General features: G+C 71.1%; 10 protein-coding genes. 5 read left to right on the top strand and 5 right to left on the bottom strand.

Annotated features, from left to right (window positions below; translation table 11 throughout):
* Positions 1 to 6 precede the first annotated feature (6 nt).
* The 3 genes from glpK to ACZ6EG_RS20680 all read right to left on the bottom strand — a co-directional run bounded on the left by glpK (position 7) and on the right by ACZ6EG_RS20680 (position 3,527).
* Positions 7 to 1,545, bottom strand: coding sequence for a glycerol kinase GlpK (gene glpK / locus ACZ6EG_RS20670; RefSeq protein WP_391970227.1), 1,539 nt, complete (start codon positions 1,543 to 1,545; stop codon positions 7 to 9).
* 84 nt (positions 1,546 to 1,629) lie between these two features.
* Positions 1,630 to 2,424 (bottom strand): MIP/aquaporin family protein, encoded by a 795-nt coding sequence (locus tag ACZ6EG_RS20675; RefSeq protein WP_356605957.1) that lies wholly within the window; start codon positions 2,422 to 2,424, stop codon positions 1,630 to 1,632.
* A 338-nt stretch (positions 2,425 to 2,762) separates the two neighbouring features.
* On the bottom strand, positions 2,763 to 3,527 hold the full coding sequence (locus ACZ6EG_RS20680) for an IclR family transcriptional regulator (RefSeq protein WP_356605955.1): 765 nt from the start codon (positions 3,525 to 3,527) through the stop codon (positions 2,763 to 2,765).
* A 418-nt stretch (positions 3,528 to 3,945) separates the two neighbouring features.
* Between ACZ6EG_RS20680 and metH the strand changes: the two genes are divergently transcribed.
* The 3 genes from metH (at position 3,946) to ACZ6EG_RS20695 (ending at position 10,336) form a co-directional block, all read left to right on the top strand.
* Positions 3,946 to 7,458 (top strand): methionine synthase, encoded by a 3,513-nt coding sequence (metH, locus tag ACZ6EG_RS20685; RefSeq protein ID WP_391970228.1) that lies wholly within the window; start codon positions 3,946 to 3,948, stop codon positions 7,456 to 7,458.
* A gap of 127 nt (positions 7,459 to 7,585) precedes the next feature.
* Entirely contained in the window at positions 7,586 to 8,287 is a 702-nt protein-coding gene (locus ACZ6EG_RS20690) for an HAD family hydrolase (RefSeq protein WP_391970229.1), read from the top strand.
* 444 nt (positions 8,288 to 8,731) lie between these two features.
* Entirely contained in the window at positions 8,732 to 10,336 is a 1,605-nt protein-coding gene (locus ACZ6EG_RS20695) for an ABC transporter substrate-binding protein (protein ID WP_391970230.1), read from the top strand.
* A gap of 154 nt (positions 10,337 to 10,490) precedes the next feature.
* Here the strand turns inward: ACZ6EG_RS20695 and ACZ6EG_RS20700 are convergent, their stop codons facing one another.
* Complete coding sequence (locus ACZ6EG_RS20700; protein ID WP_053128321.1) at positions 10,491 to 11,162, bottom strand: response regulator; 672 nt, start codon at positions 11,160 to 11,162, stop codon at positions 10,491 to 10,493.
* Positions 11,163 to 11,176: 14 nt separating this feature from the next.
* Complete coding sequence (locus tag ACZ6EG_RS20705; protein WP_391970231.1) at positions 11,177 to 12,160, bottom strand: RecB family exonuclease; 984 nt, start codon at positions 12,158 to 12,160, stop codon at positions 11,177 to 11,179.
* 173 nt (positions 12,161 to 12,333) lie between these two features.
* On the opposite strand from ACZ6EG_RS20705, the gene ACZ6EG_RS20710 reads away from it, so the two are divergent.
* Positions 12,334 to 13,932 carry a site-2 protease family protein gene (locus ACZ6EG_RS20710; RefSeq protein WP_469606413.1) on the top strand — a complete coding sequence of 533 codons (1,599 nt, stop codon included), beginning with the start codon at positions 12,334 to 12,336 and terminating at the stop codon, positions 13,930 to 13,932.
* Between the two features lie 59 nt (positions 13,933 to 13,991).
* The gene (locus ACZ6EG_RS20715; RefSeq protein ID WP_356605941.1) at positions 13,992 to 14,894 is read left to right on the top strand and encodes a tRNA (adenine-N1)-methyltransferase; all 903 of its coding nucleotides are present in this window, start codon (positions 13,992 to 13,994) and stop codon (positions 14,892 to 14,894) included.
* Positions 14,895 to 15,009 lie beyond the last annotated feature (115 nt).

The raw sequence follows: 15,009 nt of genomic DNA on the forward strand, positions 1-15,009 counted from the left end.
TCCTAGTCAGTCTTCGTCGGCGATCCAGCCCATGGTCCGCTCGACGGCCTTGAGCCAGCTCTTGTACTCACGGTCGCGGGTCTCCGCGTCCATGCGGGGGGTCCACTCGGCGGCCCGCCGCCAGTTGGCGCGCAGGTCGTCGGTGCTGTTCCAGAAGCCGACGGCCAGGCCGGCGGCGTAGGCGGCGCCGAGGCAGGTGGTCTCGGCGACCATCGGGCGCACCACGGGGGCGTCCACGAAGTCGGCGAGGGTCTGCATCAGCAGGTTGTTGGAGGTCATGCCGCCGTCGACCTTGAGGGCGGTCAGCTCCACCCCGGAGTCCTTCGTCATGGCGTCCGCGATCTCGCGCGTCTGCCAGGCGGTGGCCTCCAGGACGGCGCGCGCGAGGTGCGCCTTCGTGACGTACCGGGTGAGGCCGGCGATCACACCGCGGGCGTCGGAGCGCCAGTACGGGGCGAACAGGCCGGAGAAGGCCGGCACGAAGTAGGCGCCGCCGTTGTCCTCGACCGTGAGGGCGAGGGTCTCGATCTCGGCGGCGGTGGAGATCAGGCCCATCTGGTCGCGCATCCACTGCACCAGCGAACCGGTGACGGCGATCGAGCCCTCCAGGGCGTAGACCGTGTCCTGGTCGCCGATCTTGTAGCCGACGGTGGTGAGCAGGCCCGAGTAGGAGTTGATGAGCTTGTCACCGGTGTTCATCACCATGAAGGTGCCGGTGCCGTACGTCGACTTGGTCTCGCCCTCGGAGAAGCAGGTCTGGCCGAACAGGGCCGCCTGCTGGTCGCCGAGCGCGGAGGCGACCGGGATGCCGCCGAGCAGCTCGCCGAGCCGGCCGCCCGTGATCTCGCCGTACACCTCGGCGGAGGAGCGGATCTCGGGGAGCATCTGCGTCGGCACGCCGATCGACTCGGCGATCTTCTCGTCCCACTGCATGGTGTGCAGGTTCATCAGCATGGTGCGCGAGGCGTTGGTGACGTCGGTGACGTGCTTGCCGCCGTTCACCCCGCCGGTCAGGTTCCAGATGACCCAGGTGTCCATGGTGCCGAAGAGCAGGTCGCCGGCGTCGGCGCGCTCGCGCAGGCCGTCCACGTTGTCGAGCAGCCAGCGGGCCTTGGGGCCGGCGAAGTAGGAGGCGAGGGGCAGGCCGGTCTCGCGGCGGAAGCGGTCCTGGCCGACATTGCGCCCGAGCTCCCGGCAGAGGGCGTCGGTGCGCGTGTCCTGCCAGACGATGGCGTTGTGGACGGGCTCGCCGGTGTTCTTGTCCCAGACCAGCGTGGTCTCGCGCTGGTTGGTGATGCCGATGGCCTTGATGTCGTCACGGGTGATGCCGGCCTTCTCGACCGCCCCGGCGACGACCTCCTGGACGTTGGTCCAGATCTCGGTGGCGTCGTGCTCGACCCAGCCGGGCTTGGGGAAGATCTGCTCGTGCTCCTTCTGGTCGACGGAGACGATGCGTCCGTCGCGGTCGAAGACGATGCAGCGCGAGGAGGTGGTGCCCTGGTCGATCGCGGCGATGAAGGGGCCTGCGGTGTGAGCGTCGGTCACTGTGTGCTCCTGGGTTCCGTGGTGTGGCGGCCGGTGCGTACGGCGCGTGTTCTGCGGCTCGATGATGGCCGAGCGGAGGTCCGCTCAGGCGAACGCGACGTTGTAGACACCTCCGGCGATCGCACCGCCGATCAGCGGGCCGACGACCGGTATCCAGGCGTAGGACCAGTCGGAGCCGCCCTTGTTCGGCAGGGGCAGCAGGGCGTGCACGATGCGCGGGCCGAGGTCGCGGACCGGGTTGATCGCGTAGCCCGTCGGGCCGCCGAGGGAGAGGCCGATCGAGACCACCACGAACGCGGTGGCCAGGGCGCCCAGGACACCGAGGCCGTTGCCCTCGTCGTTGAGGCCCTGGGTGAGGATGGCGAGCAGCAGGACGAAGGTGCCGATGATCTCGGTGGCGAGGTTCTGGACCGTGTGCCGGATCTCCGGGCCGGTGGAGAAGACGCCGAGGACGGGGCCGGCGCCCTTCTCCTGGGCCTCGACGGCCTTGGCCGTGGTGTCCTGCGCGCCCGGACCGCCGACGATCTCCCGGTCGGTGAGGTGCGCCTGGAACTGGCCGTAGTAGGCGAGCCAGACCAGGACCGCGCCGATCATGGCGCCGAGGAGCTGGCCGGCGAAGTAGGTCGGGGTGTTGCTCCAGTCACCGTCCTTGATCGCGATGCCGACGGTGACGGCCGGGTTGAGATGGGCACCGGAGAGCGGACCCGAGATGTACGCCGCCGTCATGACGGCGAAGCCCCACCCGAAGGTGATGGCGAGCCAGCCGGCGTTGCGGGCCTTGGAGGCCTTGAGCGTCACGGCGGCGCAGACACCGCCGCCGAGCAGGATGAGTATGGCGGTACCGATGGTCTCGCCGATGAAGATGTCGGAGCTGGACACCCGCGACTCCTTTGTCCTTCGTCCAGGGGAAGCCGAACCCCGGGTCCCTCCGGGTGTTCCGGCGCCCTCGGTGTGAGAGCGATGGCGGCCCTTGGCGTTGTCACACTCTAACGCGTATTGCCGGTAGGTGTTCGACAATGCCGACCGATGGACGCGAGTCTCGCTTCGCCCTCACACATGCGTCAAGAGCTCTGTAATCGAAAGCACGATCGTTATTGATCGTCGCGGGTTATCGGTCCCGGGAGCCGGGCGGACGGGGGCTGCCCCAGGGCGCGCGAAAGGACCGGGACGCCGTCCGGCGTCCCGGTCCCGATGCTCGTGTCCGCGGCCGAAAGGTCCTAGAAGCGCCCGGCGCCCAGGTCCCGCGACACCGCGCGGGCGCAGTCGCGCACCGCCGCGACCAGCTCGGGCCGCAGCTCGCCGTCCCGGCACAGCCGCTCCACGGCCCCGGTGATGCCGACCGCGCCGACCGGCATGCGCCTGCGGTCGTGGATGGGCGCGGCGATGGAGGCCACGCCCTCCCAGGTCTCCTCGACGTCGGCCGCGTAGCCGCGCGCGCGGGTGATGTCCAGGATGCTCTCGAAGGCGTCCGGTTCGCAGACGGTCCGGTCCGTGAACGCCTTGCGGTCCGCCTCCAGCGCCTCGCTGTGCGCGACCGGGTCGTACGCCGACAGCACCTTGCCCAGCGCCGTGCAGTGCAGCGGCTGCATGGCCCCGATCTCCAGGACCTGCCGGCTGTCGTCCGGCCGGAAGACGTGGTGCACGATCAGGACGCCCTGCTGGTGCAGGACGCCCAGATGGACGCTCTCGCCGCTGGAGCGCGCCAGGTCGTCCGTCCACACCAGGGCGCGCGCCCGCAGCTCGTGCACGTCGAGGTAGGTCGTGCCCAGGCGCAGCAGCTCGGCGCCGAGCTGGTAGCGCCCGGACGCGTCGTCCTGCTCCACGAAGCCCTCCTGCTGGAGGGTGCGCAGGATGCCGTGGGCGGTGCCTTTGGCCAGTCCCAGCGACGAGGCGATGTCCGACAGGCCGAGCCGCCGCTCGCCGCCCGCGAGCAGGCGCAGCATCGCGGCCGCCCGTTCGAGCGACTGGATGTTCCGTGCCATCGACGTACTGCCTCCGTCCCCTTCGACTGCCGACCTCGGCGACGCTGACGTCGTTCGGCAATGCCGAACACTACCGGTCGTTGCCGACCTCCCGCTAATGGTCGGTGGGCAACTGTTGCACTTCCGCCACGCCGCGGTGGCTCGCACCTCGCCCCGCACACCACCATCACGGCCGTCGCGGAGCCCTCGCGGAGCCGTCGCCGGGCGTGGCGGTCGGCACGGCGGGCCCGTCCCGGTGCCGGAAGCTCACTCCTTCGGCGGCGCTCCGCCCCGCCATCCGCGTCCGTGTCGTGGACGCCCTGACCGTCCGCCCCCGGTCCCGGCTACGCTGGCGGCGTGCGTTCTCCCCGGGACGTCCCCTGCGGACGGCCCCGGGCAGCGCAAAGCCGACAGCCGTCGCATCCTAGGGAGCCCCTTCATGGCCTCGTCGCCGTCCACCCCTTCCGCCGACACCCGGACCCGTGTGTCCGCCCTGCGCGAGGCGCTCGCCACCCGCGTGGTGGTCGCCGACGGCGCGATGGGCACCATGCTCCAGGCGCAGAACCCCTCGCTGGACGACTTCCAGCAGCTGGAGGGCTGCAACGAGGTCCTGAACCTGACCCGGCCCGACATCGTGCGCTCGGTGCACGAGGAGTACTTCGCGGCCGGCGTGGACTGCGTGGAGACCAACACCTTCGGCGCCAACCACTCCGCGCTCGGCGAGTACGACATCCCCGAGCGCGTCCACGAGCTGTCGGAGGCCGGCGCGCGGGTCGCCCGCGAGGTCGCCGACGAGTTCGCCGCCCGGGACGGCCGGCAGCGCTGGGTGCTCGGCTCCATGGGCCCCGGCACCAAGCTCCCCACCCTCGGCCACGCCCCGTACCGGATCCTGCGCGACGCCTACCAGCGCAACGCCGAGGGACTGGTGGCCGGCGGAGCCGACGCGCTGCTGGTGGAGACGACGCAGGACCTGCTCCAGACCAAGGCCTCCGTGCTCGGCGCCCGGCGCGCCCTGGACGCCCTCGGCCTCGACGTGCCGGTGATCGTGTCCGTGACCGTCGAGACGACCGGGACGATGCTCCTCGGCTCCGAGATCGGCGCCGCCCTGACCGCGCTGGAGCCGCTCGGCATCGACATGATCGGCCTGAACTGCGCCACCGGCCCGGCCGAGATGAGCGAGCACCTGCGCTACCTGGCCCGGCACTCCCGCATCCCGCTCTCCTGCATGCCCAACGCCGGTCTGCCCGTCCTCGGCAAGGACGGCGCCCACTACCCGCTGACCGCGCCGGAGCTGGCGGACGCCCAGGAGACCTTCGTCCGCGAGTACGGCCTCTCCCTGGTCGGCGGCTGCTGCGGCACCACCCCCGAGCACCTGCGGCAGGTCGTGGAGCGGGTCCGCGGCACCGCGCCGACCGAGCGGCACCCCCGCCCGGAGCCGGGCGCGGCCTCCCTCTACCAGTCGGTGCCCTTCCGCCAGGACACCTCCTACCTGGCGATCGGCGAGCGGACCAACGCCAACGGCTCCAAGAAGTTCCGCGAGGCCATGCTGGACGGCCGCTGGGACGACTGCGTGGAGATCGCCCGCGACCAGATCCGCGAGGGCGCGCACATGCTGGACCTGTGCGTGGACTACGTGGGCCGCGACGGCGTGGCCGACATGGAGGAGCTGGCCGGCCGGTTCGCCACCGCCTCGACGCTGCCGGTCGTGCTGGACTCCACCGAGGTCGAGGTGATCCGGGCCGGCCTGGAGAAGCTCGGCGGCCGCGCGGTGATCAACTCCGTCAACTACGAGGACGGCGCCGGCCCCGAGTCCCGCTTCGCCAAGGTCACCCAGCTGGCGCGCGAGCACGGCGCCGCGCTGATCGCGCTCACCATCGACGAGGAGGGGCAGGCCCGTACCGCCGAGAAGAAGGTCGAGATCGCCGAACGGCTGATCGAGGACCTGACCGGCAACTGGGGCATCCACGAGTCGGACATCCTCGTCGACTGTCTGACCTTCACCATCTGCACCGGCCAGGAGGAGTCCCGCAAGGACGGCATCGCCACCATCGAGGGCATCCGGGAGCTGAAGCGGCGCCACCCGGACGTGCAGACCACCCTCGGCCTGTCGAACATCTCCTTCGGCCTCAACCCGGCCGCCCGCATCCTGCTGAACTCCGTCTTCCTGGACGAGTGCGTGAAGGCCGGCCTGGACTCGGCGATCGTGCACGCCTCGAAGATCCTGCCGATCGCCCGCTTCGACGAGGAGCAGGTCACCACCGCCCTCGACCTGATCCACGACCGCCGCCGCGAGGGCTACGACCCGCTGCAGAAGCTCATGCAGCTCTTCGAGGGCGCCACCGCGAAGTCGCTGAAGGCGTCCAAGGCCGAGGAACTGGCCGCGCTCCCGCTGGAGGAGCGGCTCAAGCGGCGCATCATCGACGGCGAGAAGAACGGCCTGGAGCAGGACCTGGACGCGGCCCTCCAGGAGCGTCCGGCCCTGGACATCGTCAACGAGACCCTGCTGGACGGCATGAAGGTCGTCGGCGAGCTGTTCGGGTCGGGGCAGATGCAGCTGCCGTTCGTGCTCCAGTCCGCCGAGGTCATGAAGACCGCGGTGGCCCACCTGGAGCCGCACATGGAGAAGACCGACGACGACGGCAAGGGCACGATCGTGCTGGCCACGGTCCGCGGCGACGTGCACGACATCGGCAAGAACCTCGTCGACATCATCCTGTCGAACAACGGCTACACCGTCGTCAACCTCGGCATCAAGCAGCCGGTCTCCGCGATCCTCGAGGCGGCCGAGGAGCACCGCGCCGACGTGATCGGCATGTCCGGTCTCCTGGTCAAGTCCACGGTGATCATGAAGGAGAACCTGGAGGAGCTGAACCAGCGCAAGCTGGCCGCCGACTACCCGGTGATCCTCGGCGGCGCGGCCCTCACCCGGGCCTACGTCGAGCAGGACCTGCACGAGATCTACGACGGCGAGGTCCGCTACGCCCGCGACGCCTTCGAGGGCCTGCGGCTGATGGACGCGCTGATCGGCATCAAGCGGGGCGTGCCCGGCGCACAACTGCCCGAGCTGCGGCAGCGCCGCGTGCGGGCGGCCACCGTCGAGGTCGAGGAGCGGCCCGAGGAAGGGCACGTCCGCTCCGACGTCGCCGTCGACAACCCCGTCCCCGAGCCGCCCTTCCGGGGCACCCGCGTCGTCAAGGGCATCCAGCTCAAGGAGTACGCGTCCTGGCTCGACGAGGGCGCCCTCTTCAAGGGCCAGTGGGGCCTCAAGCAGGCCCGCACCGGCGAGGGCCCGTCGTACGAGGAACTGGTCGAGACCGAGGGCCGTCCGCGCCTGCGCGGCCTGCTGGACCGGCTCCAGACGGAGAACCTGCTGGAGGCGGCCGTGGTCTACGGCTACTTCCCCTGCGTCTCCAAGGACGACGACCTGATCGTCCTCGACGACGCGGGCAACGAGCGCACCCGCTTCACCTTCCCGCGCCAGCGGCGCGGCCGGCGGCTGTGCCTCGCGGACTTCTTCCGCCCGGAGGAGTCGGGCGAGACCGACGTCGTCGGCTTCCAGGTCGTCACCGTCGGCTCCCGGATCGGCGAGGAGACGGCCCGGATGTTCGAGGCCAACGCCTACCGCGACTACCTCGAACTGCACGGGCTGTCGGTCCAGCTCGCCGAGGCCCTCGCCGAGTACTGGCACGCGCGCGTCCGCTCCGAGCTGGGCTTCGCGGGGGAGGACCCCGCCGAGATGGAGGACATGTTCGCCCTGAAGTACCGGGGCGCCCGCTTCTCCCTCGGCTACGGCGCCTGCCCGGACCTGGAGGACCGCGCCAAGATCGCCGACCTGCTCCGGCCCGAACGGATCGGCGTCCACCTCTCCGAGGAGTTCCAGCTCCACCCCGAGCAGTCCACCGACGCCATCGTGATCCACCACCCGGAGGCCAAGTACTTCAACGCCCGCTGAGGCCTCCCGCACCGCTCCACAGGCCACACCAGGCGTTCTCGACCCGCACGACGTACACTGGTCGGTCCACCGCAGGCCGGTTCCCTACCCGGGAACCGGCCTGATCGTCCCTCAAGGAGGTACGTGGATGACCAGTACGGTCCCCGCGCTCGGAACCCGTACGGCCGAAGGCTCCGCCCTGCAGGCCGTGCTGCTCGACATGGACGGCACCCTGGTGGACACCGAGGGCTTCTGGTGGGACGTCGAGGTGGAGGTCTTCGCCTCCCTCGGCCACACCCTGGACGACTCGTGGCGCCATGTCGTCGTCGGCGGTCCCATGAGCCGCAGCGCCGGCTTCCTGATCGAGGCGACCGGGGCGGACATCACCCTCGCCGAGCTGAGCGTGCTGCTCAACGACGGCTTCGAGCAGCGCATCGCCCGCACCCTGCCGCTCATGCCGGGCGCCGCCCGCCTGCTCGCCGAACTCGCCGCGCACGAGATCCCCACGGCCCTGGTCTCCGCCTCGCACCGACGCATCATCGACCGCGTGCTGACCTCGCTCGGCCCCCAGTACTTCGCCCTCACCGTGGCCGGCGACGAGGTGCCCCGCACCAAGCCGTACCCCGACCCGTACCTGGCCGCCGCGGCCGGACTCGGGGTGGACCCGGCCCGGTGCGCCGTCGTGGAGGACACCGCGACCGGGGTCGCCGCCGCCGAGGCGGCGGGCTGCCACGTGGTGGCCGTGCCCTCGGTGGCGCCCATCACCCCGGCGGCCCGGCGCACGGTGGTCGACTCGCTGGAAGAGGTCGACCTGGCATTCCTGCGCGGCCTGATGACACGAATGCGCTAGGTGTTCACCGAGCGTGCGGCGCCGATAACGCGGTAATTCCGGGAACCGCGTGCCCACGTCAACAAGGGGACACGGACGGGGAATTGCGACCGTTCCGGATGGCTGAATTAGAGCGCTCGTCGCCCCAGGCCGAAGTGTGACGTTCGCCACCTTGCGCGGGGTCGACACGAAGGCGTAGGTGTGCTGTTTCGGGCTTGGCGAACGTTGTCGAGGCGCCCTTGTGTCCTGATTGGTGAAACCCTGCACTAATCCTTCCACTGTCGGGTTTTCGGTGTGTCCGCACCCGGTTTCGCTCCGTGATGAGGTCCCAACTCCACTGGCTGTGAGCCCTCGTGCGGCCGCGGACTAATCTCGTCGCGAGAACATCGGCCACTACCCCCGTGATCCGCCGCGACACCCCTGCATGCCGGATACACGGACCGACAGCTCTGGAGAAACTCGAGCATGAACCGCAAGACTTTGGTGCTGCCGGCCGTCGTGGGCCTGCTCGCGCCGGTGCTCGCCGCCTGCGGCGGGTCCGACGGCGGCAGCGGCGGCGGGGACGCGATCGTCGTCGGCACCACGGACCGGTTCACCGCCTCGGAGGACGCGCCCGCGCCCCTCGACCCGGCGTTCGCCTACGACGTCGGCACCTGGAACATCCTGCGTCAGACCACGCAGACCCTGATGATCCAGCCCCGCGGCGACGGTGAACCCGTGCCCGAGGCCGCCGAGAAGTGCGGTTTCACCGACACCGGCAACGAGCGCTACGCGTGCACCCTGCGCGACGGCCTGAAGTTCGCAGGCGGCGACGCCGTCACCGCGGAGGACGTCAAGTTCTCCATCGAACGCGCCCTGTCCATCAAGGCGGACAGCCAGGTGTTCGGTCTGCTCTCGACCGTCGACACCGTCGAGACGCAGGGCGACCGCGAGGTCATCTTCCACCTCAAGACCGCCGACGCCACCTTCCCGTACAAGCTGTCGACCCCGGTCGCCGGCATCGTCAACCCCGACGACTACGAGAAGGGCAAGCTGCGCGAGGGCTTCGCACTGGACGGCTCCGGCCCGTACACGATGAAGGCCGAGGTCGACGGCGACGAGATGACCAAGGCCGTGTTCACCAAGAACCCCGACTACAAGGGGAGTCTCACGGTGAACAACGACAAGGTCGAGGTCGTGTCGTTCGAGGACGCCGATGCCATGGGCAAGGCGCTCGAGCAGGGTGACATCGACGTGATGACCCGTGCGATGACGCCGGACCAGATCCAGAAGCTGTCCAACGCCACGGACTCCGACGTCGACCTGGTCGAGGTGGCCGGTCTCGAGATCCGCTACCTGGGCTTCAACACGGACGCGGCGACGGTGAAGGACAAGGCCGTCCGACAGGCGATGGCCCAGCTCATCAACCGCAGCGAACTCGTCTCCGCGGTCTACGGCTCCCAGGCCGAACCGCTGTACTCGATGGTCCCGGCCAGCATCACCGGCCACTCCAACTCGTTCTTCAACAAGTACGGCGACCCGAGTGCGAACAAGGCCAAGGGCCTGCTGGAGGACGCGGGCGTCGACACGCCCGTGAAGCTCACGATGCACTACACGACGGACCACTACGGTGCCGCCACCAAGCAGGAGTTCGAGCAGCTGCAGAAGCAGCTGAACGACAGCGGCCTCTTCGACGTCGACATCCAGGGCGCTCCCTGGGACAAGTTCCGCCCGGCGGAGCTGAAGGGCGAGTACGACGTCTTCGGCATGGGCTGGTTCCCCGACTTCCCGGACGCCGACAGCTTCATCGCCCCGTTCCTCGACAAGGACAACACCCTCAACTCGCCGTACGCGAACACGGAGATCCGCAACACCCTGATCCCCGAGTCCCGTCGTGAGGCCGACCGGCTCTCCGCCGTGGACAGCCTCAACGAGATCCAGGACATCACCGCCGACGACGTCCCGGTGATCCCGCTGTGGCAGGGCAAGCAGTACGTCGCCGCACGCGACGACATCACCGGCACGGCCTACGTCCTCAACTCCTCCTCCACGCTCCAGGTCTGGGAGCTGGGCCGGGGCGTGAGCGGCTGACGTCCCCGCCGGACACCACGACGAAGGGCGCCCTCTTCCCACGGGAGGAGGGCGCCCTTCGTGCCGGGCGGGTGCGTCGCGGGGCGAGCGCCGCGCTCGCACGGGTCGGGTCGGGTCGCGCACGGAACCGAGCCGGCGTGCGCCGACCGGCCCGCTACTGCGCGCCGGGACGGACCAGACCGCTCTCGTACGCGTACACCGCGGCCTGTACACGGTCGCGCAGGCCCAGCTTGGTCAGCACATGACCCACATGGGTCTTGACCGTGGTCTCGCTGACGAAGAGGTCGGCGGCGATCTCCGCGTTCGACAGGCCGCGGGCCACCAGCTTCAGCACCTCGACCTCACGCTCGGTGAGGGTGTGCAACGTGTTGGGCACGGGGTCGTCCCCCGAGGGCAGATGCGTGGCGTACTTGTCGAGCAGCCGCCGGGTGATGCTCGGCGCGAGCATCGCCTCGCCGTTCGCCACCACGCGGATGGCCTGCACCAGTTCGTTGGCCGGGGCGTCCTTCAGCAGGAAGCCGCTGGCACCCGCCTTCAGCGCCTCCACCACGTACTCGTCGAGGTCGAAGGTGGTCAGCACCAGCACCTTCGCCGGGCCGTCCCGCTCGGGCCCGGTGATCTGCCGGGTGGCCTCGACGCCGTCCATCCGCGGCATGCGGATGTCCATCAACACCACGTCGGGCTGGAGGGCCCGCACCTGGTCGAGTGCCTGGAGGCCGTCTCCGGCCTCGCCGACGACCGCGAGGTCCTGCTCCGCCTCCAGAATCATCCGGAAGCCCGTGCGCAGCAGCGGCTGGTCGTCGACCAGTAGGACGCGGATGGCCACGTAAGTCTCCTTCGCTAGTCCGGCCCCATTCTGCCCTGTCCGCCGTCGTCGGGGTCGGCCGCCCTCACGGGCAGCGGATAGGGCGGGGGAGTACCGCCGAACTCCGGACAGTGCGCCTGGTGGTCGCACCAGCCGCACAGCTTGGTGGGCCGCGGGCGCCAGTCGCCCGTCTCGGTCGCCAGCCGGATGGCCTCCCACAGCGCCAGCAGCTTGCGCTCGACCCGCTCCAGGTCGGCGACGACCGGATCGTAGGTGAGCACGTCACCACTGCCGAGATAGACGAGCTGAAGGCGGCGCGGGACGACCTTCTTCAGCCGCCACACCACCAGCGCGTAGAACTTCATCTGGAACAGGGCGCCTTCGGCGTACTGCGGCCGGGGCGCCTTGCCCGTCTTGTAGTCGACGATCCGCACCTCGCCGGTGGGGGCCACGTCGACCCGGTCGATGATGCCGCGCAGCCGCAGGCCCGAGTCCAGCTCGGTCTCCACGAACAGCTCCCGCTCGGCCGGCTCCAGCCGGCTCGGGTCCTCCAGGGTGAACCAGCGCTCGACGAGTCGCTCGGCCTCGGTGAGCCACTGCGCCAGCCGCTCACCCTCCGGATCGTCGGCGAACAGCTCCCCGACCTCCGGCCTGCTCTCCCGCAGACGGTCCCACTGACCCGGGACCAGGGCCTTCGCCCGCGGTGCGGTGCGCTCGGCCGCCGGGGCGTCGAAGAGCCGCTCGAGCACCGCGTGCACCAGGGTGCCCCTGGTCGCGGCCTCGCTCGGCTTCTCCGGGAGGCGGTCGATCACCCGGAACCGGTACAGCAGCGGGCACTGCATGAAGTCACCGGCGCGGGAGGGCGAGAGCGAGGAGGGCGCCATGGGCGCACGGGCGGGCGCGGCGCCGGTGACGGCCCCGTCCGCCGCCGAGTCCGCGGCCGCGGGGCCCGCAGCCGTCACCGCCGGTCGGGCGGCCCCACCGGCGTCCACCGCGACATCCTCGATGCTCGTCTCCATGCCCACAGACCTTACGGCCCGCGACTGACAGTGCCCCCTCCCGCGGCCCCGACCCGTGCGACAGAAGGGAAGCACGGGGGTGCCGGAGCGGAACGGGTCACGACGGACGCATACCATCGAGACGAGACCTCCCGTCCGGCAGGCGCGGGAGACGCTTCGAACGAGGGGACACCGTGGACGTGAGCGGCGGGAACGGGCAGCCGCGGTCCGGCAGCGACGAGCCGGCCGAGCCCGAGGCGAGCTCCACGGCCCCGGCCACCGGCTCCGCACAGCCGCAGCCCGCGGACTCCGGTCCGCCCGGGCACCGCCCCGGGGCCCGGCCGCCCCGGCCGACGGGCGAGACCCCCGACGAGCACCCCGGCCCGGCCGCCGGGGAACACGCGCCGACACCGGGTACGCCGACACCGGGCCCGGAGACGCAGAACTCGCCGGCACCGGGTCCCGGCACACCGGGTCCTCACACACCGGGCCCCGAGACGTCGTCTCCCCGCACGCCCGGCGGTGACCGCCCCGCCCATCCGCCCGTGGAGCCGGGCCACAGCCCGTACGACGCCCACCCCGACCGCCCCCGTGCCGACGCCCACACCGGGGGGACCGGACCGGGGCGGCCGCCGCAGCGGCGGCCGGAGCCCGGGGGCGGCCTGCTGATGGGCCGGCCCTTCGGCGTGCCCGTGTACGTCGCACCCAGCTGGTTCCTGGTCGCCGCCCTGATCACCTGGGTGTTCGGCGGCCAGCTCGACCGCGTGCTCCCCGAACTGGGCGCCGCCCGCTACCTGGTCTCCCTCTTCTTCGCGGTCGCCTTCTACGCGTCCGTCCTCGTCCACGAGCTGGCGCACACCATCGCCGCGCTCCGCTTCAAGCTCCCGGTCCGCCGCATCCAGCTCCAGTTCTTCGGCGGCGTCTCCGAGATCGAGAAGGAGGCCGAGACCCCCGGCCGCGAGTTCGTGCTGGCCTTCGTCGGCCCGCTGCTCTCCCTCGTCCTGGCCGGCGTCTTCTACGTCGCGATGCTCCCCGTCGAGCCCGGCACGGTCCCCGGCGTGCTGCTGGCCGGCCTGATGATCTCCAACCTCCTCGTGGCCGCGTTCAACCTGCTGCCCGGCCTCCCGCTCGACGGCGGCCGGATGCTCCGCGCCGTCGTCTGGAAGATCACCGGCAAGCCGATGAGCGGCACGGTCGCCGCGGCCTGGGTCGGCCGCGCCCTCGCCGTCGCCGTCCTGATCGGGCTGCCCCTGGTCACCAGCGCCCTCGGCTCCGGCGCCGTGGACGACGTCGGCATGGACACGGTGATGGACGCCCTGCTCGCCGCGATCCTCGCCGCGATCATCTGGACCGGCGCCGGGAACAGCCTCCGCATGGCCCGCCTGCGCGAGCACCTGCCGGAGCTGCGCGCCCGCGCCCTCACCCGGCGCGCCGTCCCCGTCCCGGCCGACACCCCGCTCTCCGAAGCCCTGCGGCGCGCCAACGCCTCGGGCGCCCGCGCCCTGGTCGTCGTGGACGCCGACGGCATTCCCGTCTCCCTGGTCCGCGAGGCCGCCATCGTCGGCGTGCCCGAGCACCGCCGCCCCTGGGTGCCGGTCAGCGGCCTCGCCCAGGACCTCACCGACGGCATGCGCGTCTCCGCCGAGCTCTCGGGCGAGGAACTCCTGGACGCGCTGCGCGCCAATCCGGCCACCGAGTACCTGGTGGTCGAGGAGACCGGCGAGATCTACGGGGTCCTGTCCGCCGCCGACGTGGAGCGCGCCTTCGTCAAGGCCATGGCCCGCCCTTCCTGACCTCCGTCCACACCTCCGCCGTGGTCGGCGGCCCCGCCGGGGACCGGTAGGCTGGTCACATGTCCGAACCGACCGGTGCCGCCCGCAGGCGCGGGCCCTTCAAGGTCGGGGACCAGGTTCAGCTGACCGACCCCAAGGGCCGCCACTACACGTTCACGCTCGAGGCCGGGAAGAACTTCCACACCCACAAGGGTTCCTTCCCCCACGACGAACTGATCGGTGCTCCCGAGGGCAGCGTTGTCCGCACCACCGGGAACGTCGCCTACCTCGCGCTGCGCCCCCTGCTCCCCGACTACGTCCTGTCCATGCCCCGCGGGGCAGCCGTCGTCTACCCGAAGGACGCGGGGCAGATCCTCGCCTTCGCCGACATCTTCCCCGGCGCGCGCGTCGTGGAGGCCGGGGTCGGCTCCGGCTCCCTGAGCAGCTTCCTGCTGCGCGCCATCGGCGACCAGGGCATGCTGCACTCCTACGAGCGCCGCGAGGACTTCGCCGACATCGCCCGGCAGAACGTGGAGCGCTACTTCGGCGGACCGCACCCCGCCTGGCAGCTCACCGTGGGCGACCTCCAGGACAACCTCTCCGACACCGACGTCGACCGCGTCATCCTGGACATGCTCGCCCCCTGGGAGTGCCTGGACGTCGTCAAGAAGGCGCTCGTGCCCGGCGGCATCCTGTGCTGCTACGTGGCGACCACCACCCAGCTCGCCCGGACCGTCGAGTCCATCCGCGAGATCGGCTGCTTCAACGAGCCGACCTCCTGGGAGACGATGATCCGCAACTGGCACGTCGAGGGCCTGGCCGTCCGCCCGGACCACCGCATGATCGGCCACACCGGCTTCCTGCTCACCGCCCGCCGCCTCGCGGACGGTGTCGAGCCGCCCATGCGCCGCCGCCGTCCCGCCAAGGGCGCGTACGGCGAGGACTACGACGGCCCCAACGCCGACGGAGGCGCCGGCCGCTGAGGCGGTCCCGTGCCGCGATCAACGTACAGGCGCCGTGGTCGAGTTCCCGGGATCTCCCGGGAACTCGACCACGGCGCCGTCGCATTGCCAGGGCAACGCGGCGCCCGACGCAACA

It is taken from the genome of Streptomyces sp. NPDC041968 (assembly GCF_055589025.1).

Excerpts from the sequence above, each read along its gene's own strand:
- ACZ6EG_RS20680 (WP_356605955.1), bottom strand. The coding sequence starts at position 3,527 with ATGGCACGGAACATCCAGTCGCTCGAACGGGCGGCCGCGATGCTGCGC.
- ACZ6EG_RS20695 (WP_391970230.1), top strand. The coding sequence starts at position 8,732 with ATGAACCGCAAGACTTTGGTGCTGCCGGCCGTCGTGGGCCTGCTCGCG.
- ACZ6EG_RS20705 (WP_391970231.1), bottom strand. The coding sequence starts at position 12,160 with ATGGAGACGAGCATCGAGGATGTCGCGGTGGACGCCGGTGGGGCCGCC.
- ACZ6EG_RS20715 (WP_356605941.1), top strand. The coding sequence starts at position 13,992 with ATGTCCGAACCGACCGGTGCCGCCCGCAGGCGCGGGCCCTTCAAGGTC.
- metH (WP_391970228.1), top strand. The coding sequence starts at position 3,946 with ATGGCCTCGTCGCCGTCCACCCCTTCCGCCGACACCCGGACCCGTGTG.
- ACZ6EG_RS20690 (WP_391970229.1), top strand. The coding sequence starts at position 7,586 with ATGACCAGTACGGTCCCCGCGCTCGGAACCCGTACGGCCGAAGGCTCC.